This window comes from Nonomuraea sp. NPDC003214, assembly GCF_053590035.1.
The window spans coordinates 79,768-104,346 of the sequence record NZ_JBSFSX010000009.1 but is presented as its reverse complement, the minus strand read 5'-3'; the positions used below and the strand labels follow the sequence as shown (position 1 = coordinate 104,346).

Here is a 24,579-nt window from a genome sequence, read left to right as displayed (position 1 = left end):
CCCTGGACTGATTCGCCGCCCCACCCCCGCGGCCTAGGTTTGCCGCATGATCCGCTCCGCCCTGATCGGCCTGCTCACGCTGGCCGCCCTGCTCGCGCTCACCGTCGCGGGACTCGCACCCCCGTCGCCACGCGACTCCGGCGAAGGCTTCCAGGCCGTCAGGGCACACGAGCACGTCAAGGCCATCGCCCGCGCACCGCACCCCACCGGCTCCGCCGAGCACACCCGCGTGCGCGACCACCTGCTCACCGAGCTGCGCGCCCTCGGCCTGGAGACCCGCGTCCAGGAAGGCGTCGGCGTCCTGCCGCTCGACATCGGCGGTGTCACCCCGATGGGCACGATGCGCAACATCGTCGCCGTCCGCCCCGGCACCGACCCGACCGGCCGCGTCATCCTGGCCGCCCACTACGACTCCGTCCCGGCCGCGCCCGGCGCCGCCGACGACGGGGCCGGCGTCGCCACCATCCTGGAGGTCGTCAGGTCGCTGCCGCCCGGCCAGCGCAACGACCTCGTCGTCCTGCTCACCGACGGCGAGGAGCAGGGCCTGCTCGGCGCCGAGACGTTCGCCCGCGACGACTCGCTGGCCAAGGGCACCGTCGTCGTCGTCAACAACGAGGCCCGCGGCGTGCGCGGCGCCGTCCAGATGTTCCGCGCCTCGCCGGGCTCCGCGCCTCTCATCGACCTTTACGGCGCCGCCGCGCCGCACCCGTCGGCCGACTCGGCCTTCGCCGCGCTGCTCAGCATCCTGCCCAACAACACCGACTTCCACGTCTTCGACGAGGCGGGCTGGCTGGGCCTCGACTCCGCCTTCGTCGGCGGCGGCGCCTACTACCACTCGCCGCTCGACGACCCCGCCCACCTGAGCCTGAGCAGCCTGCAGCAGATGGGCGACAACACCCTCGGCGTCGCCCGCGCCCTCGGCGACGCCGACCTCACCAAGCTGCGGACCGGGGACGATTCGGTCTATTTCACGATTCCGGGCACCCTGATCCGCTACCCGCTCTGGCTCGAACTCCCCATCGCCGCCCTCGCCCTCGCCCTGACCGTCGCCCTCACCTGGACCCTGCGCCGCCCAGCCCGTTCCCCTGCCGGAGAGGGCTCCGCCTCGCTGCCCCGGACCCTGGCCGGCGCCCTGCTCGCGCTGGTGCCCGTCCTGCTGTCGGCCGCCGCCGGGTTCGCCGTGATGCCGCTGCTCGGCCTCATCAGGCCCGAATACGACCAGATGTTCACCGGCGACCCCTACCGCCCCTGGCTCTACCAGGCGGCCCTGCTGACCTTCACCGTCGCCGTCGTCCTGGCCTGGCGGGCGATCCTGCGCCGCCTCGGCGCCACCGCGCTCGCCGCCGGCGCCCTGCTGCTGGTCGCCGTCCTGGGCACGCTCTCGGCGCTGCTGCTCCCCGGCGGCTCCCACACGTTCACCTGGCCCGCCCTGTTCGCCGCCGCCGGCTGGCTGATCGCCCGCCGCCTCCCGGGCACCGCCCTGCCCGCCGTCGCCCTCACCCTCGGCCTGGCGCCCGCCGTCCTCCTGCTCGCCGCCAACGCCGTGACCTCCCTGGACATCGGCCTCGGCATCGGCGGCATGATCGCCGCCCCCCACTTCGCCCTCTTCGCCCTGCTCCTCCTCCCCCTCCTCAAGCAGACTCCCCCCGCCGACCGCTCCGGGCGGCGCGGCCGGGCCTTCCTGCCGCCGCTCGTGGCCGTGGCCGCCGCCGTCGCCCTCCTGGCCGCCGGGCTGTACGCCGACCGCTTCGACGCCGCGCACCCCCGGCAGCTCCGGCTCGCGTACGCCATGGACGCCGGCGAGAAGCGGGCCGTCTGGGGCACCCGCACCGACACCGCCACCCCCGGCAGCGAGCACTTCTTCCCCACCGGCGCCTGGACGACCACCACCGCCCAGCCCGCCCCCCTGCGCGCCCCGGCGCTGTCGGTGCTCGACGACCAGACCACCCCCACCGGCCGCACCCTCACCCTGCGCCTGACCCCGACCGGCGACGCCCCCGTCACCGGCCTCAGCCTGCCCCCCGGCGCCGCCCCCGCCCGCATGACCGTCAACGGCCGCGACCTGACCAGCACCGGCTTCGCCTACCACGCCCCACCCGGCGAACTGCGCGTCACCCTCACCCTGCCCCCCGGCCCGGCCCGCCTCCGCGCCTTCGAGCAGAGCCACGACCTCCCGTCCCTCCCCGGCTACCAGCCCACCCCCGACACCGTCGTCATGAACCCCTTGGCCACCGTCTTCGAGGACCACACCCTCTAACCACGGCCCCCACCGCCGCAGACGCACCGACCTCACTGACTCCCCCGCCTCACCTGGCCCAGGGCACCCCAACGCCCTGGGCCGCCCTGTCGTCGCTGGGGGATCGGCGGCCCACGCCCGGTACGAGCCGCCAGCCCCGTACGAGCCGCCAGCCTCAACTCCCGGGCGGTGCGGAGCGGTCGCGGGTCCCTGGGGTGCGGGGCGGTCGTTGGTCGGCCGCGCAGGCCGGTCGTGGGCCCCGGCTGCGTGGGGCGGTCGGCGGGCCCAGCACCACGAGACGGTCGCGGGCCGGGCAGCGCAGGCCGGTCGGCGGCCCTGCCACCCGGGACGATTGTCGGTCTTGGCCGCTACCCTGCTCGGCATGGCCAAGACAGCGCAGAAGCCCGGTTACCGCTGTGCCGAATGCGGGTGGCGTACCACCAAGTGGGTGGGCCGGTGCAGCGAGTGCCAGGCGTGGGGCACGGTCGACGAGGAAGGCGCCCGGGGCGGTGCGCACGTCGTCCAGGCCGGCGCCACCACTGCCCCGGCGATGCCGATCGGCCAGGTCAAGGCCGAGATCGCGGCCGCGCGCACGACGGGCGTCGGCGAGCTCGACCGCGTGCTCGGCGGCGGCCTGGTGCCCGGCGCCGTCGTGCTGCTGGCCGGTGAGCCCGGCATCGGCAAGTCGACGCTGCTGCTGGAGGCCGCCGCCCGCATCGCCGAGCGCGACACCGTCCTCTACGTGACGGGCGAGGAGTCCGCCGCCCAGGTGCGGCTGCGCGCCGACCGCATCGGCGCCATCCGCGACCACCTCTACCTGGCCGCCGAGACCGAGCTGTCGGCCCTGATCGCCCATGTCGAGAAGGTCCAGCCCCGGATGCTCGTGGTCGACTCGGTCCAGACGGTCGGCTCGGCCCAGGCCACCGGCGTCCCGGGCGGCGTCACCCAGGTGCGCGAGGTGGCGGCCAACCTGGTCCGCCTCGCCAAGGAGCGCAACATGTCCACCGTGCTCGTCGGCCACGTCACCAAGGAAGGCTCGATCGCCGGCCCCCGCACGCTGGAGCACCTGGTCGACGTGGTGCTGAACTTCGAGGGCGACCGCCACTCGCGGCTCCGCATGGTGCGCGCGATCAAGAACCGGTTCGGCCCCACCGACGAGGTCGGCTGCTTCGACCTGCACGAACGCGGCATCGAAGGCATCACAGACCCGAGCGGCCTGTTCGTCTCCCGGCGCAGCAGCCCCGTGCCCGGCACCTGCGTGACCGTCACCGTCGAAGGCACCCGCCCCCTCCCCGCCGAGGTCCAGGCCCTGGTCGCCCGCACCGAGGCCCAGCAGCCCCGCCGCACCTCCTCGGGCCTCGACACCTACCGGGTGCAGATGATCCTCGCCGTCCTGGAACGCCGGCTCAACGCCCGGCTCGGCGGCTGCGACGTGTTCACCGCCACGGTCGGCGGCATCAAACTCGCCGACCCGGCCGTGGACCTGTCCGTCATGCTCGCCGTCGCCAGCGCCGCCGGGGACAAGCCCCTCCCCGCCGGCCTCGTCGCCCTGGGCGAAGTCGGCCTCGCGGGCGAGCTCCGGCCGGTCAAGGACGTCCGCCGCCGCCTCTCGGAGGCCGCCCGCATGGGCTTCAAACGCGGCCTCGTCCCGGCCGGCTCCCTCAACGAAGGCACCCGCAAGCCGAACGGCCAGCGTTCCCTCGTCCCGGTCGGCCCGGTCGCCTTCGCCCCGGGCTTCGAAGTCGTCGAAGCCGAAAACGTCTGGGACGCCCTGACCCACGTGACCTGACCCCATTTCACGGTCCGGCCCGTACGTGATCCGCTCCCTCTAGGCTCCGGCCCTCCCAAGGGCCAGGGCGCTTCGTCGGCCCCGGCCCTCCCGCCGAGGACCATCCCGCTGTGGGGCGCCAACCGCGCCGGAGGCGCCGGCCCCCACGGCGCCCGGCCCCTCCGAGGTATCGGCTCCCGACCGCGCTCACCGCCTCTGGGGTGTCGGCCCTCCGGCAGCCCCGGCGCCTCTGAGATCTCGGCCCGTGACGGCGCTCACCGCCTCTGAGATCTCGGCCCGTGACGGCGCTCACCGCCTCTGAGATCTCGGCCCGTGACGGCGCTCACCGTCTCTGAGACGCCGGCCCTCCGACGGCGCCCGGCGCCTCTGGGGTGTCGGCCCGTAACGACGCTCACCGCCTCTGAGATCTCGGCCCGCGACGACGCTCACCGTCTCTGGGTGTCGTCGGCCCGCGACGACGCTCACCGCCTCTGGGGGCCCGTGACGGCGCCCGGCGCCTCTGAGGCGTCGGCCCCCCGAGGGCGCTCGCCGCCCCTGGGGTGTCGCCCCTGCTGAGACGTCAGGCTGCCTCGAAGGCGCAGCCGTCCATGGCCGCCCGGTACAGCGGTTGCGGGGGGTTCCTGAGGAGGGCGGCCGTTCAGGGCGGTCGCTGGATTGGCCGGGCCTCCGGGAGACCCCCACGGCGTGAGTCGGGCGCGCCGCGGATGGGATCCGCGCGGGGAACACGAGGAGCACCGTAGGCGGTGGCGGCCGGGGTGGGGAGGGGCGTCCGAGTCGGTCGGAGGGGGATGGCGTGGGGGGCGCGTGGGGGCGTTGGAGGGGGTCAGAGGCGAGGGTGGGTGGGGTGGTTGGAGGGTGCCGGAGGCCGGGGTGGGTGGGGTGGTTGGGGTGGAAGAGGGGGGATGGATCTCGGGCGGCGGGGATAAGCTGGGCTTGACTATTCGACACGGGGGTCAGGTGCCTAACGACAGGAGTCTTGACGACCGCCGTCGCGAAGCCCTGGCGGCTGTGGCCCCGGGCACTCCGCTGCGCGACGGCCTGGAGCGAATCCTGCGCGGTCAGACCGGCGGCCTGATCGTGCTCGGTTACAACAGGGTCGTCGAGCAGGTGTGCAGCGGCGGGTTCGAGCTGGATGTGGAGTTCTCGGCCACGAGGCTGCGGGAGCTCGCGAAGATGGACGGGGCGATCGTGGTCAGCGACGACCACAAGATCGTCCGGGCGGCGGTGCATCTGGTGCCGGATCCGGCGATTCCGACGGACGAGTCCGGCACGCGGCACCGTACGGCGCAGCGCGTGGCCAAGGAGACGGGGCTGCCGATCATCGCGATCAGCAAGTCGATGCGGATCATCGCCCTCTATCTCGACGGCATCCGTTACGTGCTGGAGGAGTCGGCGGCGATCATGTCCAAGGCCAATCAGGCCCTGGCGACGCTGGAGCGCTACAAGCATCGGCTCGACGAGGTGTCCGGCACGCTGTCGGCGCTGGAGATCGAGGATCTGGTGACGGTCCGCGACGTGGCGGCGGTGGCGCAGCGGCTGGAGATGGTCCGGCGGATCTCCGACGAGATCAAGGGCTACGTGGTGGAGCTGGGCACCGACGGCAGGCTGCTGTCGTTGCAGCTCGACGAGCTGGTGGCGGGGGTCGACTCCGATCGGGAGCTGGTGATCCGCGACTACCTGCCGGCTCCGGCGGGGCGGCGGCAGCGGCGGCTGTCGGAGGCGATGCAGGAGCTGGACGCGCTGTCGGGCAGCGAGCTGCTGGACCTCTCGGTGGTGGCGAACGTGCTGGGGCACGGCGGCACGGACAAGCTCGACAGCCCGGTGAGCCCGCGTGGGTTCCGGCTGCTGGCGAAGGTGCCGAGGCTGCCGGCGACGGTGGTGGACCGGCTGGTCAACCACTTCGGCAGCCTGCAGAAGCTGCTGGCGGCGAGCATCGACGACCTCCAGGAGGTGGGCGGCGTCGGCGAGTCGCGGGCCCGGAGCGTGCGCGAGGGGCTGTCGCGGCTGGCGGAGTCGTCCATCCTGGAGCGCTACGTCTGACCCGGTCTCCCGGGGCGCGGCCGTGCGGGTCAGCGCAGGTGGAAGACGCCCTTGGGGCTCTTGAGCTTGCCCATGCGCGCCACCGCGACGTACGTGCCCGGCAGGGCGGTGGGCGGGTCGGCGCGGCAGTCGCCGCTGGAGCGGCGGCGGTCCCAGTCGAGCGAGCGCACGTACGGGACGCCGCGCTGCAGCTCCTTGACCTCGGTGCCGGGGCCGCTGACGCAGTCGGAGGTGGACCAGATGCGGTCCTCGCCTGAGGTGATGCGGATCTCCATGGCGCGCGGGCCGACGTCGGCCTTGCACATGACGTCGCCGGTGTTGACGACGGTGATGAGGAAGTTCGGGCGGGCGGCGCCGGCGTAGATCTCCTGCTTGCCCTGGAGGCCCAGCACCAGGTCGCGTTCGGCGCAGGGTTCGCCGGGGCGCTGGGTGCGCGCCTGTTCGGTGGCCTTGGCCGGGCTGGGTGTCGGCGTGGGTGTGGCGGTGCCGAGGGCCAGCGTGCGCAGGCCCGCGAGGAGCGGGTCGGCGGCCGGGGCCGGGGTCTGCGAGGTCTGCGCGCTGGAGGCGCGTTCCGGCCCTCCGGCGCTGCTCGAACAGGCCCACGCCACCACGGCGACCACCACGAGCACCGCGACGAGCACGCTCATGCGCCGCCGCCAGTAGACGTCGCCTCCGAATCCAGGGTCGTCACGCATCGCATCCGGGTCCATACGCACAGCATGTTCATTGGTGCGGCCACCTAGCGTGACGACACGCCGCACCTTGCCATCTCGGCATACGCTGGGGCCCGTGGTTGAGCCGAAACTCCTACACATTCCCATTCTGGAGTGGTACGAAAACAACGCCCGAGAACTCCCTTGGCGGGCGGCGGACGCGACGCCGTGGGGCGTGCTCGTCAGCGAGATCATGTTGCAGCAGACGCCGGTGGCGAGGGTGCTGCCGGTGTGGCTGGAGTGGATGGCCCGCTGGCCGACCCCGAAGGATCTGGCCGCTGAGCCTCCCGGGGAGGCCGTACGCCATTGGGGCAGGCTCGGCTACCCTCGGCGGGCGCTGCGGCTGCACGCGTGCGCGCGGGCCATCACGGAGGAGCACGGCGGCGAGGTGCCGAATGATCACGCGACGCTGCTCGCGCTGCCGGGCATCGGCGAGTACACGGCCGCCGCCGTGGCCAGTTTCGCGTACGGGGGGCGGCACGCGGTGCTCGACACCAACGTGCGCCGGGTGTTCGCCAGGGCGGTGCGGGCGGAGGAGTACCCGCCTACCGCGACCTCGGCGGCGGAGCGCCGGCTGGCGGAGTCGCTGCTGCCTGAGCTGGGCGCGGCCCGGTGGGGTGTGGCGGTGATGGAGCTGGGCGCGCTGGTGTGCACGGCCCGGGCGCCGCGGTGCGCCGACTGCCCGATCGCGTCGGCGTGCGCGTGGCGGCTGGCGGGCAAGCCGCCGCACGACGGGCCGCCGCGCAAGGGGCAGACGTACGCGGGGACCGACCGGCAGTGCCGGGGCCGTCTGCTGGCCGTGTTGCGGGACGCCCACGGGCCGGTGCCGAAGGCGGCGCTGGACGTGGTGTGGGACGACGCGGTGCAGCGCGAGCGGGCCTTGGACGGCCTGGTGGCTGACGGGCTCGCGGAGCCCCTGCCCGACGGGACGTACCGGCTGCCCCACGCATAGGCTGTCCAGCGTGCCAAGCGCGACCCCGGGCTTCGAGCTGCCGCTCCGCCTCTTCCTGGCCTTCCGTGTGCTCATCGACGAGCTGCACGCGGAGCTGGCCCGTCAGGGCCATCCGGACATGCGTCCCATGCACGGTTTCGTCATGCAGGCCATCGGCTCCCGGGGCACCACGGCGGTCGACCTGGGGCGGGTCCTGGGCGTGTCCAAGCAGGCGGCGGGCAAGACGATCGAGACCCTGGAGCGCGCCGGGTACGTGGAGCGCACCCGCGACCCGGACGACACGCGGCGCAAGATCGTCCGGTTGACCCCGTTCGGCGTCGACGCGCTGGCCAGGTCGGCCCGCATCTTCGACGCGCTGCGCGCCCGCTGGGCGGAGGAGCTGGGCCAGGACCGCCTGGAGGCCCTGGAGGACGACCTGCGCAAGGTCACCCCCGAGGGCCTCTGGCGGCTGGACGTGCCGGGCTGGTTCGGCACGATGTAGGGCGGATCAGCGGGTCAGGCGGCGAGCTGCAGCCCGAGGCCGGTCAGGCTGGTGCGGGCCCAGTCGAGCTCCTGGGCGAGCATCGACACGAGCGCGCCCGGGCCCTTGGCCCGGCCGGGGACGGCCAGGTTGTGCGTCTCGACCTCGATGTGGGCGCTGCCGCTGACGGCTCCCGACAGCATCGCGGCGAGGGTGTCGTGCAGCACCGCGCCGGTGTTGGGCGTGCCGGCGCCGTGGTTGTGCACGTGGCCGAGCTTGACCACCGGCGCGCCGGTCGCCGCCAGGCCGCGCAGGGCCTCGCCGGCCTCCTCGGCGCCGCCCGCCAGGTGGCAGGCGTCCAGGCAGACGCCCAGGTGCTCGGAGTCGATGCCGCCGACGCGCTCCAGCGCCTGCTCGGTCGTCTCCAGCACGCAGCCGGGCCACGGCTCGAACCCGACCCGGATGGTCTTGCCGGTGACGCTGTAGATGCCGCGCAGCTCGCGGGCCAGCCGCTCCAGCCGCCGGGTGGCGATGGCGTGCAGGTCGGCGGGCCAGTCGCGCCGCCAGCCGATCGGTATCGTCGAGATGCTGCCGAACCGTACGTCGTCGGGCAGCAGGAAGGCCAGGATCTTGGCCAGCGCCATCGTGTAGCGGTAGCGCTCGGGCTTGGCCCAGTCGGGGCCGGGCACGTCCTGGTTGCGGCCGCCGGTGCCGTTGAGGCTGACGACCTCGAGACCGCGCTCGTCCAGCGAGCGGCGCAGGCGTACGAGCTCGATGCGGTCGGCGGTGAGGTGGTCGGCGACGGCGGGAGAGAGCCACAGGCCGATGCCCATCCGGTCCACGCCGAGCCGCTTGCGCACCGGCACGGCGTAACGGGTCAGGTGGGCGATCAGGTTCTCCAGGTCTTCTGCGGGGTGAACGCCTGCGTTGTAGGCGAGGTGAACGAGCGTTCCGTCATCGTGACGCAGGCGCATCGACTTCCTCCACGGCTTGCACTGGTTGTTCGGCCCCCGCCCGCGCGGTGTGTCGCGCGGACCCGGACGAGCATGGCTGCTTCCGGTGGGCTCACGCGTCAGCCCTGAGTTGATTGCCTCCTACACCTCAGGGAGCAGGCCCCACCGTAGGGACGCGCTCTTGCGGGTCACTTGGATGGGACTTCGACTCTGCTCTACGTAGTGTAGTACTACTCTTGGTGGCGGTACACCCGGCCGCTCAACAATTCGGCAACAGTAGCCCTGATCTTGAATTTTTGTCCGGCGAAGCCCCGGAAAACGAAGAACCCCTCGTGTGAGAGATCACACGAGGGGTTCTGCGCGAACCTGTGACGTCAGCCCGCGATGGCCGCGGCCGAGTCGGGCACCTTGGCGGTGTTCTCGCCGGTGAAGACGAACTTGGCGTCGTCGCCCTCGCCCTCGATCGTCACCTTGACGGTCTGACCGGGACGGAGGTCGCCGTAGAGGATCTTCTCCGACAGGGAGTCCTCCAGCTCGCGCTGGATGGTCCGGCGCAGCGGCCGGGCGCCCATGACCGGGTCGTAACCGCGGTCCGCCAGCAGCTGCTTGGCCTCCGGGGAGACCTCGAGCCCCATGTCGCGGTCCTTCAGCCGGGCGCTGACCTGGGTGAGCATCAGATCGACGATCTGGATGATCTCCTTCGGCGTCAGCTGGTGGAAGACCACGATGTCGTCGACACGGTTGAGGAACTCGGGCCGGAAGTGCTGCTTGAGCTCTTCCTGGACCTTGGCCTTCATCCGGTCGTAGTTGGAGTCGGCGTCGTTGGACTTCGCGAACCCGACCCCGATCCCCTTGGAGATGTCGCGGGTGCCGAGGTTGGTGGTCATGATGATGACCGTGTTCTTGAAGTCGACGACGCGACCCTGGGCGTCGGTCAGGCGACCGTCTTCCAGGATCTGCAGCAGCGAGTTGAAGATGTCGGCGTGCGCCTTCTCGATCTCGTCGAAGAGCACCACGGAGAACGGCTTGCGCCGCACCTTCTCGGTGAGCTGGCCGCCCTCCTCGTAGCCGACGTAGCCGGGAGGCGAGCCGAACAGCCTGGAGACGGTGTGCTTCTCCATGAACTCGGACATGTCCAGCGAGATCAGCGCGTCCTCGTCACCGAACAGGAACTCCGCGAGGGTCCTGGCCAGCTCGGTCTTACCGACACCGGACGGGCCCGCGAAGATGAACGAGCCACCGGGACGCCGCGGGTCCTTCAGACCGGCGCGGGTGCGCCGGATGGAGCGCGACAGGCCCTTGATGGCGTCGTCCTGGCCGATGATCCGCTTGTGGAGCTCGTCCTCCATGCGGAGCAGGCGCTGCGACTCCTCCTCGGTGAGCTTGAAGACCGGGATGCCGGTGGCCGTGGCGAGGACCTCGGCGATGAGCTCCTCGGTGACCTCGGCGACGACGTCCATGTCGCCGGCCTTCCACTCCTTCTCCCGCCGCTCGCGCTTGAGCTGGAGCTGCTTCTCCTGGTCGCGGAGCGCAGCCGCCTTCTCGAAGTCCTGCGCGTCGATCGCGGACTCCTTGTCGCGGCGGACGTTGGCGATCTTCTCGTCGTACTCGCGCAGGTCCGGCGGAGCGGTCATCCGGCGGATGCGCATCCGCGAACCGGCCTCGTCGATGAGGTCGATCGCCTTGTCGGGCAGGTAGCGGTCGCTGATGTAGCGGTCGGCCAGCTGCGCGGCGGCGACCAGCGCGCCATCGGTGATCGACACGCGGTGGTGCGCCTCGTAGCGGTCGCGCAGACCCTTGAGGATCTCGATCGTGTGGCTGAGCGACGGCTCGGCCACCTGGATCGGCTGGAACCGGCGCTCGAGCGCCGCGTCCTTCTCGAGGTACTTGCGGTATTCGTCGAGCGTGGTGGCGCCGATGGTCTGCAGCTCGCCGCGGGCCAGCATCGGCTTGAGGATGCTGGCGGCGTCGATCGCGCCCTCCGCGGCGCCCGCACCCACTAGCGTGTGCAGCTCGTCGATGAACAGGATGATGTCGCCGCGCGTGCGGATCTCCTTGAGCACCTTCTTCAGGCGCTCCTCGAAGTCACCGCGGTAGCGCGAGCCGGCGACCAGGGCACCGAGGTCAAGCGTGTAGAGCTGCTTGTCCTTCAGCGTCTCGGGCACCTCGCCCCTGACGATCTTCTGCGACAGGCCCTCGACGACGGCGGTCTTGCCGACGCCGGGCTCGCCGATCAGAACCGGGTTGTTCTTGGTCCTCCGGGAGAGGACCTGCATGACCCGCTCGATCTCCTTCTCACGGCCGATGACCGGATCCAGCTTGCCCTCACGGGCGGCCTGGGTCAGGTTGCGGCCGAACTGGTCGAGCACCAGGGAGGTCGACGGGGCCGACTCCTGCGGGCCACCCGCTGCGGCCGGCTCCTTGCCCTGGTAACCGTGGAGCAACTGGATGACCTGCTGCCGGACACGGTTGAGATCAGCTCCAAGCTTGACCAGCACCTGAGCCGCCACACCCTCACCCTCACGGATGAGCCCGAGCAGGATGTGCTCGGTGCCGATGTAGTTGTGACCCAGTTGCAAAGCCTCACGGAGCGACAGCTCGAGGACCTTCTTGGCCCGCGGGGTGAACGGAATGTGCCCCGACGGAGCCGACTGGCCCTGGCCGATGATCTCCTCGACCTGCTGACGCACACCCTCAAGGCTGATGCCCAGGCTCTCCAGAGCCTTGGCGGCTACGCCTTCACCTTCATGGATCAAACCAAGAAGAATGTGCTCAGTGCCGATGTAGTTGTGGTTGAGCATCCTGGCCTCTTCTTGGGCCAGGACGACAACACGCCTTGCTCGGTCGGTGAACCTCTCGAACATCTCGTCGCTCCTCACAGAGCGGTCAGTCAGGCCGGTAAATCCGGTCCCGTCATCCCGCATGCTAGCCCTGGCTCGGCGAACCGTGCCCACTGCCGCTGACGCGCTCTATAGCAGACACGTTCCCCGAGAGCAGGGCGTTCACCCTCCATCCAACTACTGTTCGGGGGTCACGTGTTCCCGATACGCCACCAGCGAACGAGGTTTAGGGCGCCCGGGTGAAGTGGCTCGAAATTCGCCGGGAGCGGCGCGACCGGAACGGCACGGATCGGCTGCGGACGCGGGGGCGAGCCAGGGGCGGCCGCGCCCGATCGCGGTGGACGCCGCGTCCTGTCTTCCATCGTATGTCCTGCTCCAATGCCAGGCCAAGCGTGACCGGAACAGGGGGCTCAATGCCGCCCGAACGCGACCGGAACAGGAGGCGCAATGCCGGCCCGAGCGCGACCGGAACGGGGACGCAATGCCAGGCGGGGCATGACCGGAACGGGGCATCTGGTCAGCCGCGTTACCGATCAGTACGGGCGCGGAGCCGGGACATAACCGGCGCCACGCCCGCGTAAATGGACCCAAACGCCCACTTAAGGGGCGGATCAGAAGATCAACAAATCCCGATGTCCACCATTTGAGATAATGGCAGAAATGATCATGCGCTTATGGCGGCCGCCGGGGTCCTAGGCGAACGGCATAAGCGCATGGTCAGGAGATCGGCTCCTTAGTGAGCCGCTTCGTACTTCTCGACGACGGTGGAGGCGATGCGGCCCCGCTCGCTGACCGGAAGGCCGTGGGCCTTGGCCCACTGACGGATCTCGGCGCTCTTCTCGCGGCTCATCGCCCGCTGCCCGCCACGCCCGCGACGGCGCGTGGATACGGCGCCCGCCCGGCGGGCGTGCTGCACGAAAGGCGTCAGAGCGTCCCTCAGCTTCTTGGCGTTAAGGTCGCTGAGGTCAATCTCATAGGTGGAGCCGTCAATAGCGAAGCTGACCGTCTCATTGGCCTCGCCCCCATCGAGGTCATCGATGAGAATCTCCTGGATCTGCTTGGCCATCTACGCAATCCTTTCCCGGAGCATTGTTTCATTCGCTCGCCCAAACATATACCCGGAAAGACGTTAAGACAATTCAGCGCCACGGGATTCGGCTGAGCGGCCGATCAGTTGCGGTTGTCGGCCTGATCCTGGCGGTTTGGCCGCCGGCCGGCGCCCTCGTGCCGCACCAACTTCACGACGCCAAAGATGAAGGCGCCGCCCACGACGACGGGCGGGATGAGCGCTGACAATACCTCTGTTACGGCTTCCATTCGGCCTCGCCTCCACGGCTGACGGGGTTTCAGGGGCGCTTTATACACAGGCTGCAGGGCCGGCGCGAGCCTGGCGGACCTCGTGTCACTCGAGGCGACAGCCGCCCACACACGACCATAGCGGCACAGAGATGCCCATAGCCTGGCAGGCGCCCCAACATCCGGCAACCCGGACGCCTCATAGCCTAATGCCAGTCTCTCCAGGCTCCTTACCGGATCAAGCGGAAATTTTGCGAAAAGCCATCAGCGCAGGTACGGAACCCTCAACGAAGATCTTTTACGACCAGCGTTCCGGCCAGCCTGTCATGCGGCCCGCGCTGGAGCGGCTTGTCGATCAAGATGAGCAGGCCGACGCCAAACACGAACATTCCGGCCAGCAGATTGGCCACCGGAATGCCCATCAGCATGGCAGGCGCCGGATACAGCAGGGCGCGTTTCAGCCGGACCCGCGCCGGAAGACCCTCCGGGTCCACCCGAATCCCCATGATCGCCTTGCCGAAGGTGCGCCCACCCCGGGAAAGTGCGACCCAGTCATAGACCGTATAACCCAGGCCGGCGCCCACCCACGCGAACACGCCGGGCAGCCGCCCCTCGAACGCGTCCAACACCCCGACAGTCCGGAAGACGCCCCATAGCGCAATGAACAGAATGTAATAGAAGACTCCGAACACGAGCGCTTCAATGAGGCGGGCGACGAGCCGTTCCCACCATTCCGCCGGCAGCACGCCGGTCTCGGGTGTCGCGGCCATAACCTCACCTCGTCCGTTCGGCGGCCCTCGGCGTCCCCCCATTCTGGTACGGCTCGTACACACAAAACAGAGGCCGGCGCGATGCCGGCCCCTGTTTCGCTGTTGCTGAGACTTACTTGATCTTGACCACCACGGTGTTCGCGAACTTGTCGGCGAACGTCTGCTGCAGCGGCTTGTCCCAGAGCTGGGAAGCCGCGTTCAGCAGAACGAGGACGCCGCCGAGAAGCGGGCCGAGGAGCGGGATGACGCCCAGGACGTAGCCGCCCCAGGTCCCGCCGGCCCGCTTGAGCGCGGCGTCGTTGGGCAGTCCGCCGGACGGCATCGCATGACCCACCTGGACGACCTTGATGCCCATGACCATCTTGCCGACGGTCTGGCCGCTCATCTTCGTCATGAAGAAGTCGTAGGCCACGTAGAGCGCGGCCAGGAGGAGGTACTGGATGACGCCGACGATGAGGGAGCTCGCGATACCCGTCGTGACGCCGGTGACCGAGTTGTAGCTGACGACGAAGAAGATGCCCAGGATGAGGTTGATGATGAAGTAGACGACGCCGAAGATCAGGCCGTCGACGATCCTCGCCACCAGGCGCTGCCACCACTCCGCCAGCGGCGCGGGGGCGCCGGGCGGCTGGATGCCCACCGGCTGGCCGTACTGCTGCCCGTACTGGGGCTGGCCGTAGCCCTGCTGCTGACCGTAGGCGGGCTGGCCGTACTGCTGCTGCCCGTACTGGGGCTGCTGACCGTACTGCTGCTGCCCGTAGCCCTGCTGCTGGCCGTAGTCGGGCTGACCGTACTGCTGCTGGCCGTAACCCGGCTGGGACTGGGGCTGCTGGCCGTAAGCCTGCTGCTGGCCGTAGTCCGGCTGGCCGTACTGGGGCTGCTGGCCGTAACCCGGCTGGGACTGCGGCTGCTGGGCGTAACCCTGGCCGTAGTCGGGCTGGGACTGCGGCTGCTGACCATATTGCTGCTGCTGGCCGTAGTCGGGCTGGCCGTACTGGGGCTGCTGGCCCGACGGGGGCTGCTGACCGTAACCCGGCTGGGACTGCGGCTGCTGACCGTACTGCGGCTGCTGGCCGTAGCCCTGCTGCTGCCCGTAGTCCGGCTGGCCGTACTGCGGCTGCTGACCATATTGCTGCTGCTGGCCGTAGCCCTGCTGGGGCTGCTGGCCGTACTGGGGCTGCTGGCCGTAGCCCTGCTGCTGACCGTAGGGGGGCTGCTGGCCGTAGGGGTCGTCCACGCGGTAGCCGACGACCGTCGCGTCGGGGTCGGGCTGCCCCTGGGGGCGTCCTGCGTTCTGGCCGTATTCAGGGGAGTTCTCGGGGGAATCGTCCTGTGGATACGGCGGCTGTCCTGTGCTCACCGTGTCACCTCGCTTCGAGTGCGCATGTGGCACGTGTCAGGGCACATGCCTGTCCTGCCCAACGTATCGACATAGGTATCAACAATCACCTTTCTCGGCAGTCAAGGTCCGCGTCACCCGATGTCAAGTGGAGCAGCATGCGTGTGTTGCCCAGGGTGTTCGGCTTGACGTGTTCGAGGTCGAGGAACTCCGCGACGCCCTCGTCGTACGAGGCCAGGAGTTCGGCGTACACCTCGGGTGAGACGGGCGTGCCCTGGATCGTACGGAACCCGTGCCTCGCGAAGAAGTCCACCTCGAAAGTGAGACAAAATACACGTTCCAGCCCAAGCTCCCGAGCGGTCCTGATGAGAGCCGAGACCACGCGATGGCCGATGCCGAAACCCCGGGCCGAGGGGTGCACGGCCACGGTGCGGATCTCGGCCAGATCCTCCCAGAGCACGTGCAGCGCGCCACAGCCGACGACCTCGCCGCCCCGCTCGGCCACCCAGAACTCCTGGACGTCCTCGTACAGCGTGACGGTGGCCTTCTCCAGCATCTTGCGCCCGACGCCGGCGTAGGTGTCGACCAGGAGCTTGATCGCCCTGACGTCCCTGGTCCGCGCGCGCCTGACGAGCACTTCGGTCTCGGGGACCGCTAGCTCGGCGACCTGCTCCATGGCCATCCAGAGTACAGACCCCATTACGGCTCGACCCAAACTCCCGGACCGTCACTGTGCGTGCACGCTCCGGATTGCACGATTCCTACAGTTTCACGATCGGGCGAACTTGGGGCAAAGAGGGCATAAAGTCTTTTCTGTACGGCTCGCCACGAGATCACCTTGTGACCCGTCGGTTGTGAAACCTCTACAGACTCGGCAGTTCCGGTTGAGCAGGAACCAGGAGTGCATTAGTGTCCAGCGACGATGTCACCCGCGCACACCGCGCGGTCGACACGCCCAATCCCCGCGAGGGGAGCCGGGGACCCGCCGGCGGCGTCAACCCGCTGCCAGGGGTGAATCCGAGCCACGCTCGGTAGGGCTGCTCCGGCCCGAACCCGTCAGCTAACCCGGTAGGCGTCAACGGAAGGAGCTTGGTTGGACAGGCGCTCTGGCAAGAAGCGATTCGGTGTCGTCGGCTTGGCCGCCGTGGCCGCACTGGTCCTCGCTCTGCCCTTGGGCTCACCAGCCTCCGCCGACCCCAAGCCTTCGCTCAAGGAGCTCTCCGAGCAGGTCGAGGAGATGCACCTGGAGATCGAGACGCTGGCCGAGCAGTACAACGGCCAGCGGGAGAAGCTCAAGACGGCCCAGAAGGCCGCCGACAACGCCAAGAAGACGCTCGCCGCCAGCGAGGCCGAGCTGGCCGACAAGCGCTCCAAGGCGATCCTGCTCGCGCAGACCACCTACATCAACGGCGGCCTGTCGGGCACCCTGGCGTTCGTCAACTCCGACGACCCCGAGGGCTACCTCGACCTGGCGGCCACCAACTACGCGATCCAGCAGCAGCAGGGCGAGGAGATCCTCCAGCTCACCAAGGCGATGCAGGCGGCCGAGCGGGCCCGCGCCGGCGCCAAGGCCCGCATCACCGAGGTTTCGAAGATCGTCAAGGACCTCGACGCCAAGCGCGACCGGATCGTCAAGCTGGTCGGCAAGGTCGAGAGCAGCCTGTTCAGGCGCGCGCTCGGCGAGGCCGGCCGGCCGGGCACCCCGGCGGTCAAGGTCAACCTGCCGATCCCGGGCTCGGGCAAGGCCGCCCAGGCCGCCAAGTGGGCGCTCACCCAGCAGCTCAAGCCGTACATCTGGGGCGCCGAAGGGCCGCGCGGCTACGACTGCTCCGGTCTGGTGATGGCCGCCTACCAGCAGGTGGGCATCTCGCTGCCGCACTACACCGGTGACCAGTGGACCGCCGGCCGGCACATCTCCAAGGAGGAGCTGCGCGCGGGCGACCTGGTGTTCTTCTACAACGACCTGCACCACGTGGGCATCTACCTGGGCGGCGGCATGATGGTGCACGCGCCGCGCACCGGCGACGTGGTGCGGATCGCGTCCATCGCCCGGCGCCCCTTCGCCGGAGCCGTCCGCATCGCCGACTAGCCGGCGCCAGAGCCCGGCTATCGGCCCTAGATGAGCTGCCTGCGGGCAGCCCAGGCCACCGCCTCGATCGCGGTGGCCACGCCTATGCGGTCGCAGATGCCGCGCAGTCTTCGCCGCACGGTGCGACCGCTGATGTCAAGGCGCCGGCCGACCCGGTCCACGGTGACGCCCTTGGCCAGTTCGGCCAGCAACGCCAGATCGGCACGGCTCAGCTCAACGCCTTCTGTGAGCACATCCATCGGGAGCCCTCCCCCCCACCAGCACCACCCGGAGACGTCTACGGCCCGACCGGAGCGGCACATCCTCGCAGACGGTAAACGCATCCAGGAAAGGTCGTCAAGCACGAAATTCGCCGCACTTGACCTCCTCCGTTGACATGATCCGTTGTATGTGAAGTACTCGCCATATGTCGGCACTTATCGGAGCATGATGATCGATCACAGCGATCCTGACTACGCTCCTTTGACGCCAACGGACATGCTCGGGTTCGATCCATCCGACCCCGGCTTCCTGCGCGACCCGTACACCCGTTACCGCGAGCTGCGCGAGAGCGACGCGCTGCTGCGGACCCGCGGCGGACTCCTCGTCGCCACCACGCACGAGCTCTGCTCCGCGGTGCTGCGTGACGCCCGGTTCGGCCACGGCGCCCCGCCCGACGGCGAGCCGCCCCGCTCGTTCCTGATGATGAACCCGCCGGACCACACCCGGCTGCGCGGCCTGGTCAGCCGGGCCTTCACCCCGGGCATGATCAGGCGGCTGCGCCCGCGGATCGAGGCCATCACCGCCGGGCTTCTCGACGCGCTGCCCGACGAGGCCGACCTGATGAGCGCGTTCGCCTACCCGCTGCCCGTCATGGTGATCAGCGAGATGCTCGGCGTGCCGCCCGAGGACCACGAGCGCTTCCGCGGCTGGAGCGAGACGCTGGCCAGGAGCCTCGACCCGATCGTGCCACCGGACCTGATCTCCCGGACCGAGCACGACCGGGAGGAGTTCCGCGAGTACTTCCGCCGCCTCATCGCGCTGCGGCGCGAGCGGCCCGGCGACGACCTGCTCAGCGCGCTCGCCCAGGTCGAGGAGCTGACCGAGCAGGAACTGCTCGGCACCTGCGTGCTGCTGCTCGTGGCCGGGCACGAGACGACCGTCAACCTCATCGGCAACGGCGTGCTCAACCTGGTCAGGCACGGCGTGCTCGGGCGCGCCGCCGACGCGCCCCAGCAGGTGGTCGAGGAGGTGCTCAGGTACGACCCGCCCGTGCAGCTCACCATGCGCGTGGCGCTGGAGGACGTGGAGCTGGCCGGGACCGCCGTGCCCGCCGGCAGCGCGGTGCTGGCACTGGTCGGGGCCGCCAACCGCGACCCCGCCGCGTTCGCCGACCCGGACCGCTTCGACGTGGAGCGGACGCCGGGCCGGCATCTGGCGTTCGGGCTGGGCATCCACTTCTGCCTCGGGGCGCCGCTGGCCAGACTGGAGGGCGAGATCGCGCTGCGCGCCCTGGCTCAGGCGGCGCCGAAGCTGGAGCTGGCCGACCCCGCGCCGCCGTACAAGGGAAACCTGGTGCTGCGCGGGCTCGCCACCCTGCCGGTGCGGCTCAACGGGAGGGCTTGACCAGCGGGAAGAGGATCGTCTCGCGGATGTTCTTGCCGGTGAAGGCCATGATCATCCGGTCGATTCCGGCGCCCATGCCGCCCGTCGGCGGCATGGCGTACTCCAGCGCCTGGAGGAAGTCCTCGTCGAGCTGCATGGCCTCCGGGTCGCCGCCGGCCGCCAGCAGCGACTGCTCGACCAGGCGGCGGCGCTGCTCGATCGGGTCGACCAGCTCCGAGTAGGCGGTGCCCAGCTCGGTGCCGAACCCGATCAGGTCCCACTTCTCGGTGAGCAGCGGGTTGTCGCGGTGCTGCCGGGTCAGCGGGGAGGTCTCCAGCGGGTAGTCCATGACGAACGTGGGCTGGATCAGCGTGTGCTCGACCAGCTCCTCGAACAGCTCCTGGACCAGCTTGCCCTGGCCCCACTTGGCGTCCCAGTGCACCTCGTGCTTGTCGGCCAGCGCGCGCACCCGCTCCAGCGGCGTCTCGGTGGTGATCTCCTCGCCCACCGCGCCGGACACCAGGTCGTAGAGCTTCACCCGAGGCCACTCGGGCAGCCCCAGGTCGACCTCGACGCCGTCGTGCACCACCACGGTCGTGCCCAGCGCGGCCACCACGGCCTTCTGGTACATGCGCTGGGTCAGGTCGGCCATGTCGTTGTAGTCGAGGTAGGTCCCGTAGGCCTCGATCATGGTGAACTCGGGGTTGTGCGTGGAGTCCGCGCCCTCGTTGCGGAAGTTGCGGTTGATCTCGAAGACCTTCTCGATGCCGCCCACGACGAGCCGCTTGAGGTAGAGCTCGATCGCGATGCGAAGGTAGAGCTCCATGTCGTAGGCGTTGATGTGGGTCTTGAAGGGCCGGGCCGCCGCGCCGCCGTGGATCGGCTGGAGCATCGGCGTCTCGACCTCCAGGTAGCCCTCCTCGTGCCAGAAGTCGCGGACCGCGCGCACGGTGGCGCTGCGGATGCGCGCCATCTCGCGGGCCTCGTCGTTGACGATGAGGTCGACGTAGCGCTGGCGGACCCGCGCCTCGGGGTCGGTGAGGCCGACGTGCTTCTCCGGCAGCGGGCGCAGGCACTTGGCGGTGATCTGCCAGCTGTCGGCGAGGATCGACAGCTCGCCGCGCCGTGAGGTGATCACCTCGCCCTCGACGCCGACGTGGTCGCCGAGGTCGACGTCGCGCTTCCAGGCCGCCAGCGACTCCTCGCCCACCTTGTCGAGCGAGATCATCACCTGCAGGTCGCCGCTGCCGTCGCGCAGCGTGGCGAAGCAGAGTTTGCCGCCGACGCGGTTGAGCATGACGCGCCCGGCGACGCCCACCCGGTCACCGGTCTGGGTGTCGGGCTCCAGGCCCTGGTATTTCTCCCGGACCTCGGCGTTGGTGGCCGTACGGGGAAAGTTCACCGGGTAAGGGTCGACGCCTTCGCTGCGAAGGCGGTCGAGCTTCTCCCTCCGGATGCGCATCTGCTCGGGAAGTTCGTCGCTCACAGCATCAAAGCGTAGGGGATACGGCCGCCTGCAAGTTCTCGTCGGTCCGGTGAAGGGGTGCTGCAACCACGCGGAGTTACCCATGACTCACGAGCTCAGCGGAACCGGTAGGGCGCCGGGTCGGGAAGGAGCTCAAGGAGAGATCATGTTCAAGAAGATCGCGATCGCGCTCCTCGCCGCCGCCGCGACCGGCACGCTGGCTCTGACCGCGCCGGCCGCCGCCGCCTCGCCGGGCCCCTACGACCAGAGCGACCAGTGGGGTCCCGTCCACGCCAGGCACCACCTGGCCAAGGCCAAGGGGTGGGTGGGCGTCGAGTGGGACGAGCACCAGGAGTCCAACACCGTCCACGTCAAGGGCCGGCTGTACGACCTGGACTCGCGCGGCTACGGGCAGGGCGGCAGGTGCGCCTACGTCAGGTTTCAGGCCGCCGGCTTCGACCACGAGTGGGACGAGGTCTACAGCAGGAAGCACTGCGGCTACCCGGGCTCGAAGAAGTTCGGCTTCAGCGTCGACGACGTCTCCGCGCTGCGGGTCAAGGTCTGCCAGGTGCACCCGTACAAGCACTGGGTGAGCAAGTGCGGCCACTGGGACCACCTGTACGCGGCCGAGAGCGAGTGATCCACCCCGGACGGCGGGCGGCTCCCTTCCCGAGCGGGGGGCCGCCCGCTTTCACGCGGTGTTGCGCTGGTAGATCAGGCGCAGGCCGATGAGCGTCAGCCAGGGCTCGTGCACGTCGATGCAGCGCGACTCGCCCACCACGAGCGCGGCGTGGCCGCCGGTGGCGACCACGGTCACGTCGTCGGGGTCGTCGGCCAGCTCGGCGGCCATCCGTTCGACGATGCCGTCGACCTGGCCGGCGAAGCCGTAGATGATGCCGGCCTGGAGCGCCTCGACGGTGTTCTTGGCGATCACCGAGCGGGGGCGGATCAGCTCGACCTTGTGCAGTTGCGCCCCGGCCGCGGCGAGGGCGTCGACGGAGATCTCGATGCCGGGCGCGGTGACGGCGCCGACGTACTCGCCCTTGGCCGACACGGCGTCGAACGAGGTCGCGGTGCCGAAGTCGACGATGATGCACGGCCCGCCGTACTGGTCGATGGCAGCCAGCGCGTTGACGATGCGGTCGCTGCCGACCTCCTTGGGGTTGTCCATCCGCACCGGCACCCCGGTGCGGACGCCGGGCTCGACGACCACGGCGGTGACGTCGCCGTAGTAGCGGCGGCACATCTCGCGCATCTCGTTGAGCACGCTGGGCACGGTGGAGCAGATCGCGATGCCGCCCACGTCGGCGCCCTTGAGCAGGGGCGACTGGCCGAGCAGCCCCTGCAGGACGACGGCGATCTCGTCGGCGGTGCGGCGGGCGTCGGTGGCCAGCCGCCAGTGCTCGATGACGTCCTCGCCCTCGAAGAGCCCGAGCACCGTGTGCGTGTTGCCGACGTCGATCGTGAGCAGCATCGATTACCCCCGTAGATCCAGTGCGACGTCCAGGGCGGGCGCCGAGTGGGTCAGCGCTCCCACCGCAAGGTAGTCCACGCCAGTTTCGGCCACATCACGCGCCAATTCCAAGGTCAATCCCCCGCTGGACTCCAGCGCAACCGCGTTTTTCGCCCCATTTTTAGCGATTTGTACGGCCTGGGCGGTCTGCTCCACCGTGAAGTTGTCCAGCAGGATCAGGTCCGCCCCTTCGGCGAGCACCTCCTCAAGCTGCTCGACGCTGTCGACCTCCACCTCGATCGGCACGTCCGGGTAGCGCTCGCGCACCGCGCGGAACGCCTCGGCGACCCCGCCGGCCGCCACCACGTGGTTGTCCTTGATCAGGGCCGCGTCCGACAGCGACATCCGGTGGTTGACGCCGCCGCCGCAGCGTACCGCGTACTTCTCCAGCGCCCGCAGCCCCGGCAGCGTCTTGCGGCTGTCGCGCACCCGCGCCCCGGTGCCGCTGATCGCCGCCACCCAGCGCCCGGTCAGCGTGGCGATGCCCGACAGGTGGGTGAGCAGGTTCAGCGCGGTGCGCTCGGCGGTCAGCAGGGCCCTGGTCGGGCCCTCCACCGTCATCAGCACGTCGCCCCTGCGCACCCGCTCGCCGTCCTTGACCCGCCGCTCGGCCTGGCCCGCGCCCAGCCGCGCGAACACCGCCTCGGCCACCGCCAGCCCGGCCACCACGCCGTCGGCCCGCGCCACCACGTCGGCCACCGAGCGGTGCCCGGCCGGGATCGTCGCCAGGCTCGTCACGTCGCCCGCCGCCTGCAGGTCCTCCGCCAGCGCCCGGTCGATCACCGCGTCGGTCTCGGCCGGGTCCACGCCGGCGGCGGCCAGCTCCTGCGCCAGGCGCCGCGGCATCGCGTCACCGTGCGGGGTGTAGGTCATGTGCACGCCCTCCTCCGTCAGGGTCACGTCCAGGTGCCCCAGCCATTCGTCGTCGAGGTCGGGGAAATCCTCCCGCCAGTGGGAGCCGCGCGTCTCCTGCCGCGCCGCCGCCGCGCCGGTCAGCACGGTCGCGACGGTGAGCAGGTTCGTCGTCTCCCACGATTCGGTGCACGACGCCACGTGGACCGGGGTCCACCGGGCGTCGTGCAGCGCCTTGGCGGTGGCGGTGAGCGACGCGCGGCTGCGCAGCACGCCCGCCCCGGCGCTCATGTGCGCCTGGATCCGGCCGCGCGCCCTCGGGTCGATCAGCCCGGCGGGCGCTCCGGACACCACCGGCTCGCCCGGTTCGGGCCGTACGCGATGGATGTCCTCGGCGATGCGCTCGGCGAAGACGAGCCCTTCGAGCAGCGAGTTCGAGGCCAGCCGGTTCGCGCCGTGCACGCCCGTGCACGCCGCCTCGCCGCACGCGTACAGGCCCTCGATGCTGGTACGGCCCCGCAGGTCGGTACGGATGCCGCCGCTGGCGTAGTGGGCGGCGGGAGCCACCGGGATCGGCTCGGCGGCCGGGTCGATGCCGTGCTCGCGGCAGACCGCGTAGATCGTCGGGAACCGGGTGCGCCACTTGTCCTCGCCGAAGTGGCGGCCGTCCAGGTAGACGTGCTCGCGCCCGCTCTCGCGCATCGTCCGGGTGATGGCCTTGGCCACGACGTCGCGCGGCGCCAGGTCGGCCAGCTCATGCACGCCGGTCATGAACCGGTTGCCCTCGTGGTCGATCAGGAACGCGCCCTCGCCGCGTACGGCCTCGGAGATCAGCGGCTGCTGGCCGGTCGCGCCCGCGCCCAGCCACAGCACGGTCGGGTGGAACTGGACGAACTCCAGGTCCCGCACCACGGCCCCGGCCCGCAGCGCCAGCGCCACGCCGTCGCCGGTGGACACCACCGGGTTCGTGGTGGAGGAGTAGACCTGGCCCATGCCGCCGGTGGCCAGCACGACCGCGCGGGCGCGCACCGCGCCGACCCCGTCGCCCGCGCCCTCGCCCATCACGTGCAGCGTCACGCCCCTGGCCCGGCCGTTCGCGTCCTTCAGCAGGTCGAGCACCAGCGCGTGCTCGATCACCTCGATGCCGCTCGCCCGCACCGCCTCGACCAGCGCCCGCTGCACCTCCGCGCCCGTGGCGTCGCCGCCCGCGTGCACGATGCGGTCGCGCCGGTGGCCGCCCTCGCGGGTGAGCTGGAGGTGCCCGTCGGGGGTGCGGTCGAACTCGGCGCCCCGGCCCATCAGCCGCCGCAGCGCGCCCGGGCCGTCGGTCACCAGCGCGCGGACCGCCTCGGCGTCGCACAGCCCCACCCCGGCGACCAGGGTGTCGCCGAGGTGCTCGTCGGGGGTGTCGGCCGGGTCCAGGACGGCGGCGATCCCGCCCTGGGCCCACCGGGTGGACCCGGCCGACAGCACGTCCTTGGTGACGACCAGGACCCTGGCCCTGGGTTCGAGCTCGGCGTAGTGCAGCGCCACCGTCAGTCCGGCGATGCCGGAGCCCACCACGACCAGGTCGGCCTCGACGTTCCACCCGGGTTCGGGCGCTGCCAGCCGCAGGGGAATGGCCGGTGCACTCATGGGGTCTCCTCGGAGGAGGGAATCTCGTCAATATGACGATAACGCCCCCGCTG

Annotated in this window: 19 protein-coding genes and 1 riboswitch; of the genes, 8 read left to right on the top strand and 11 right to left on the bottom strand. The window is 70.5% G+C overall.

Features of this window, described 5'->3' with window-relative positions; all coding sequences use genetic code 11:
- Nucleotides 1-46: 46 nt before the first annotated feature.
- From ACWDXC_RS28390 to disA, 3 genes are all read left to right on the top strand, one after another.
- On the top strand, nucleotides 47-2,257 hold the full coding sequence (locus ACWDXC_RS28390; protein WP_449986717.1) for a M28 family peptidase: 2,211 nt from the start codon (nucleotides 47-49) through the stop codon (nucleotides 2,255-2,257).
- A 361-nt stretch (nucleotides 2,258-2,618) separates the two neighbouring features.
- Nucleotides 2,619-4,025: a DNA repair protein RadA gene (gene radA / locus ACWDXC_RS28385; RefSeq protein ID WP_449986715.1), complete on the top strand. Its 1,407-nt coding sequence runs from the start codon at nucleotides 2,619-2,621 to the stop codon at nucleotides 4,023-4,025.
- Between the two features lie 957 nt (nucleotides 4,026-4,982).
- Entirely contained in the window at nucleotides 4,983-6,065 is a 1,083-nt protein-coding gene (gene disA, locus ACWDXC_RS28380; RefSeq protein ID WP_219501428.1) for a DNA integrity scanning diadenylate cyclase DisA, read from the top strand.
- A 29-nt stretch (nucleotides 6,066-6,094) separates the two neighbouring features.
- Here the strand turns inward: disA and ACWDXC_RS28375 are convergent, their stop codons facing one another.
- Nucleotides 6,095-6,775: a hypothetical protein gene (locus tag ACWDXC_RS28375; RefSeq protein WP_219501426.1), complete on the bottom strand. Its 681-nt coding sequence runs from the start codon at nucleotides 6,773-6,775 to the stop codon at nucleotides 6,095-6,097.
- A 196-nt stretch (nucleotides 6,776-6,971) separates the two neighbouring features.
- Here ACWDXC_RS28375 and ACWDXC_RS28370 point away from each other — a divergent pair, with 196 nt between their 5' ends.
- Together ACWDXC_RS28370 and ACWDXC_RS28365 are read left to right on the top strand one after the other, a co-directional pair.
- On the top strand, nucleotides 6,972-7,730 hold the full coding sequence (locus ACWDXC_RS28370; protein WP_449987323.1) for an A/G-specific adenine glycosylase: 759 nt from the start codon (nucleotides 6,972-6,974) through the stop codon (nucleotides 7,728-7,730).
- 10 nt (nucleotides 7,731-7,740) lie between these two features.
- Nucleotides 7,741-8,211 carry a MarR family winged helix-turn-helix transcriptional regulator gene (locus tag ACWDXC_RS28365; protein WP_219501422.1) on the top strand — a complete coding sequence of 157 codons (471 nt, stop codon included), beginning with the start codon at nucleotides 7,741-7,743 and terminating at the stop codon, nucleotides 8,209-8,211.
- A 14-nt stretch (nucleotides 8,212-8,225) separates the two neighbouring features.
- On the opposite strand, the gene ACWDXC_RS28360 is transcribed toward ACWDXC_RS28365, so the two are convergent.
- The 6 genes from ACWDXC_RS28360 to ACWDXC_RS28335 form a co-directional block, all read right to left on the bottom strand.
- Nucleotides 8,226-9,164, bottom strand: a complete 939-nt coding sequence (locus ACWDXC_RS28360) for a TIM barrel protein (RefSeq protein WP_449986713.1) — start codon at nucleotides 9,162-9,164, stop codon at nucleotides 8,226-8,228.
- A 353-nt stretch (nucleotides 9,165-9,517) separates the two neighbouring features.
- On the bottom strand, nucleotides 9,518-12,007 hold the full coding sequence (locus tag ACWDXC_RS28355; RefSeq protein ID WP_449986711.1) for an ATP-dependent Clp protease ATP-binding subunit: 2,490 nt from the start codon (nucleotides 12,005-12,007) through the stop codon (nucleotides 9,518-9,520).
- Between the two features lie 709 nt (nucleotides 12,008-12,716).
- A complete protein-coding gene (locus ACWDXC_RS28350; protein WP_219501415.1) occupies nucleotides 12,717-13,049 on the bottom strand; it encodes a histone-like nucleoid-structuring protein Lsr2 in 333 nt (110 codons plus the stop codon).
- A 514-nt stretch (nucleotides 13,050-13,563) separates the two neighbouring features.
- Nucleotides 13,564-14,049, bottom strand: a complete 486-nt coding sequence (locus ACWDXC_RS28345) for an RDD family protein (protein WP_219501414.1) — start codon at nucleotides 14,047-14,049, stop codon at nucleotides 13,564-13,566.
- A 112-nt stretch (nucleotides 14,050-14,161) separates the two neighbouring features.
- The gene (locus tag ACWDXC_RS28340; RefSeq protein WP_449986709.1) at nucleotides 14,162-15,409 is read right to left on the bottom strand and encodes an RDD family protein; all 1,248 of its coding nucleotides are present in this window, start codon (nucleotides 15,407-15,409) and stop codon (nucleotides 14,162-14,164) included.
- 85 nt (nucleotides 15,410-15,494) lie between these two features.
- Complete coding sequence (locus tag ACWDXC_RS28335; protein WP_219501412.1) at nucleotides 15,495-16,064, bottom strand: amino-acid N-acetyltransferase; 570 nt, start codon at nucleotides 16,062-16,064, stop codon at nucleotides 15,495-15,497.
- A 266-nt stretch (nucleotides 16,065-16,330) separates the two neighbouring features.
- Nucleotides 16,331-16,478, top strand: a riboswitch (cyclic di-AMP (ydaO/yuaA leader).
- Between the two features lie 3 nt (nucleotides 16,479-16,481).
- On the opposite strand from ACWDXC_RS28335, the gene ACWDXC_RS28330 reads away from it, so the two are divergent.
- A complete protein-coding gene (locus ACWDXC_RS28330; protein ID WP_364171215.1) occupies nucleotides 16,482-17,477 on the top strand; it encodes a C40 family peptidase in 996 nt (331 codons plus the stop codon).
- Between the two features lie 26 nt (nucleotides 17,478-17,503).
- Here the strand turns inward: ACWDXC_RS28330 and ACWDXC_RS28325 are convergent, their stop codons facing one another.
- Nucleotides 17,504-17,716: a LuxR C-terminal-related transcriptional regulator gene (locus ACWDXC_RS28325; protein WP_219501411.1), complete on the bottom strand. Its 213-nt coding sequence runs from the start codon at nucleotides 17,714-17,716 to the stop codon at nucleotides 17,504-17,506.
- 238 nt (nucleotides 17,717-17,954) lie between these two features.
- Between ACWDXC_RS28325 and ACWDXC_RS28320 the strand changes: the two genes are divergently transcribed.
- A complete protein-coding gene (locus tag ACWDXC_RS28320) occupies nucleotides 17,955-19,082 on the top strand; it encodes a cytochrome P450 (protein ID WP_449986706.1) in 1,128 nt (375 codons plus the stop codon).
- Here ACWDXC_RS28320 and lysX read toward each other — a convergent pair.
- On the bottom strand, nucleotides 19,066-20,523 hold the full coding sequence (gene lysX / locus ACWDXC_RS28315; protein ID WP_364171982.1) for a bifunctional lysylphosphatidylglycerol synthetase/lysine--tRNA ligase LysX: 1,458 nt from the start codon (nucleotides 20,521-20,523) through the stop codon (nucleotides 19,066-19,068). The two genes, ACWDXC_RS28320 and lysX, sit on opposite strands and share 17 nt — an antisense overlap.
- Nucleotides 20,524-20,692: 169 nt before the next feature.
- Between lysX and ACWDXC_RS28310 the strand changes: the two genes are divergently transcribed.
- Nucleotides 20,693-21,166 (top strand): hypothetical protein, encoded by a 474-nt coding sequence (locus ACWDXC_RS28310; protein WP_449986704.1) that lies wholly within the window; start codon nucleotides 20,693-20,695, stop codon nucleotides 21,164-21,166.
- Between the two features lie 51 nt (nucleotides 21,167-21,217).
- On the opposite strand, the gene ACWDXC_RS28305 is transcribed toward ACWDXC_RS28310, so the two are convergent.
- A complete protein-coding gene (locus ACWDXC_RS28305) occupies nucleotides 21,218-22,000 on the bottom strand; it encodes a type III pantothenate kinase (protein WP_219501408.1) in 783 nt (260 codons plus the stop codon).
- A 3-nt stretch (nucleotides 22,001-22,003) separates the two neighbouring features.
- Nucleotides 22,004-24,526, bottom strand: coding sequence for an L-aspartate oxidase (locus tag ACWDXC_RS28300; RefSeq protein WP_449986703.1), 2,523 nt, complete (start codon nucleotides 24,524-24,526; stop codon nucleotides 22,004-22,006).
- Nucleotides 24,527-24,579 lie beyond the last annotated feature (53 nt).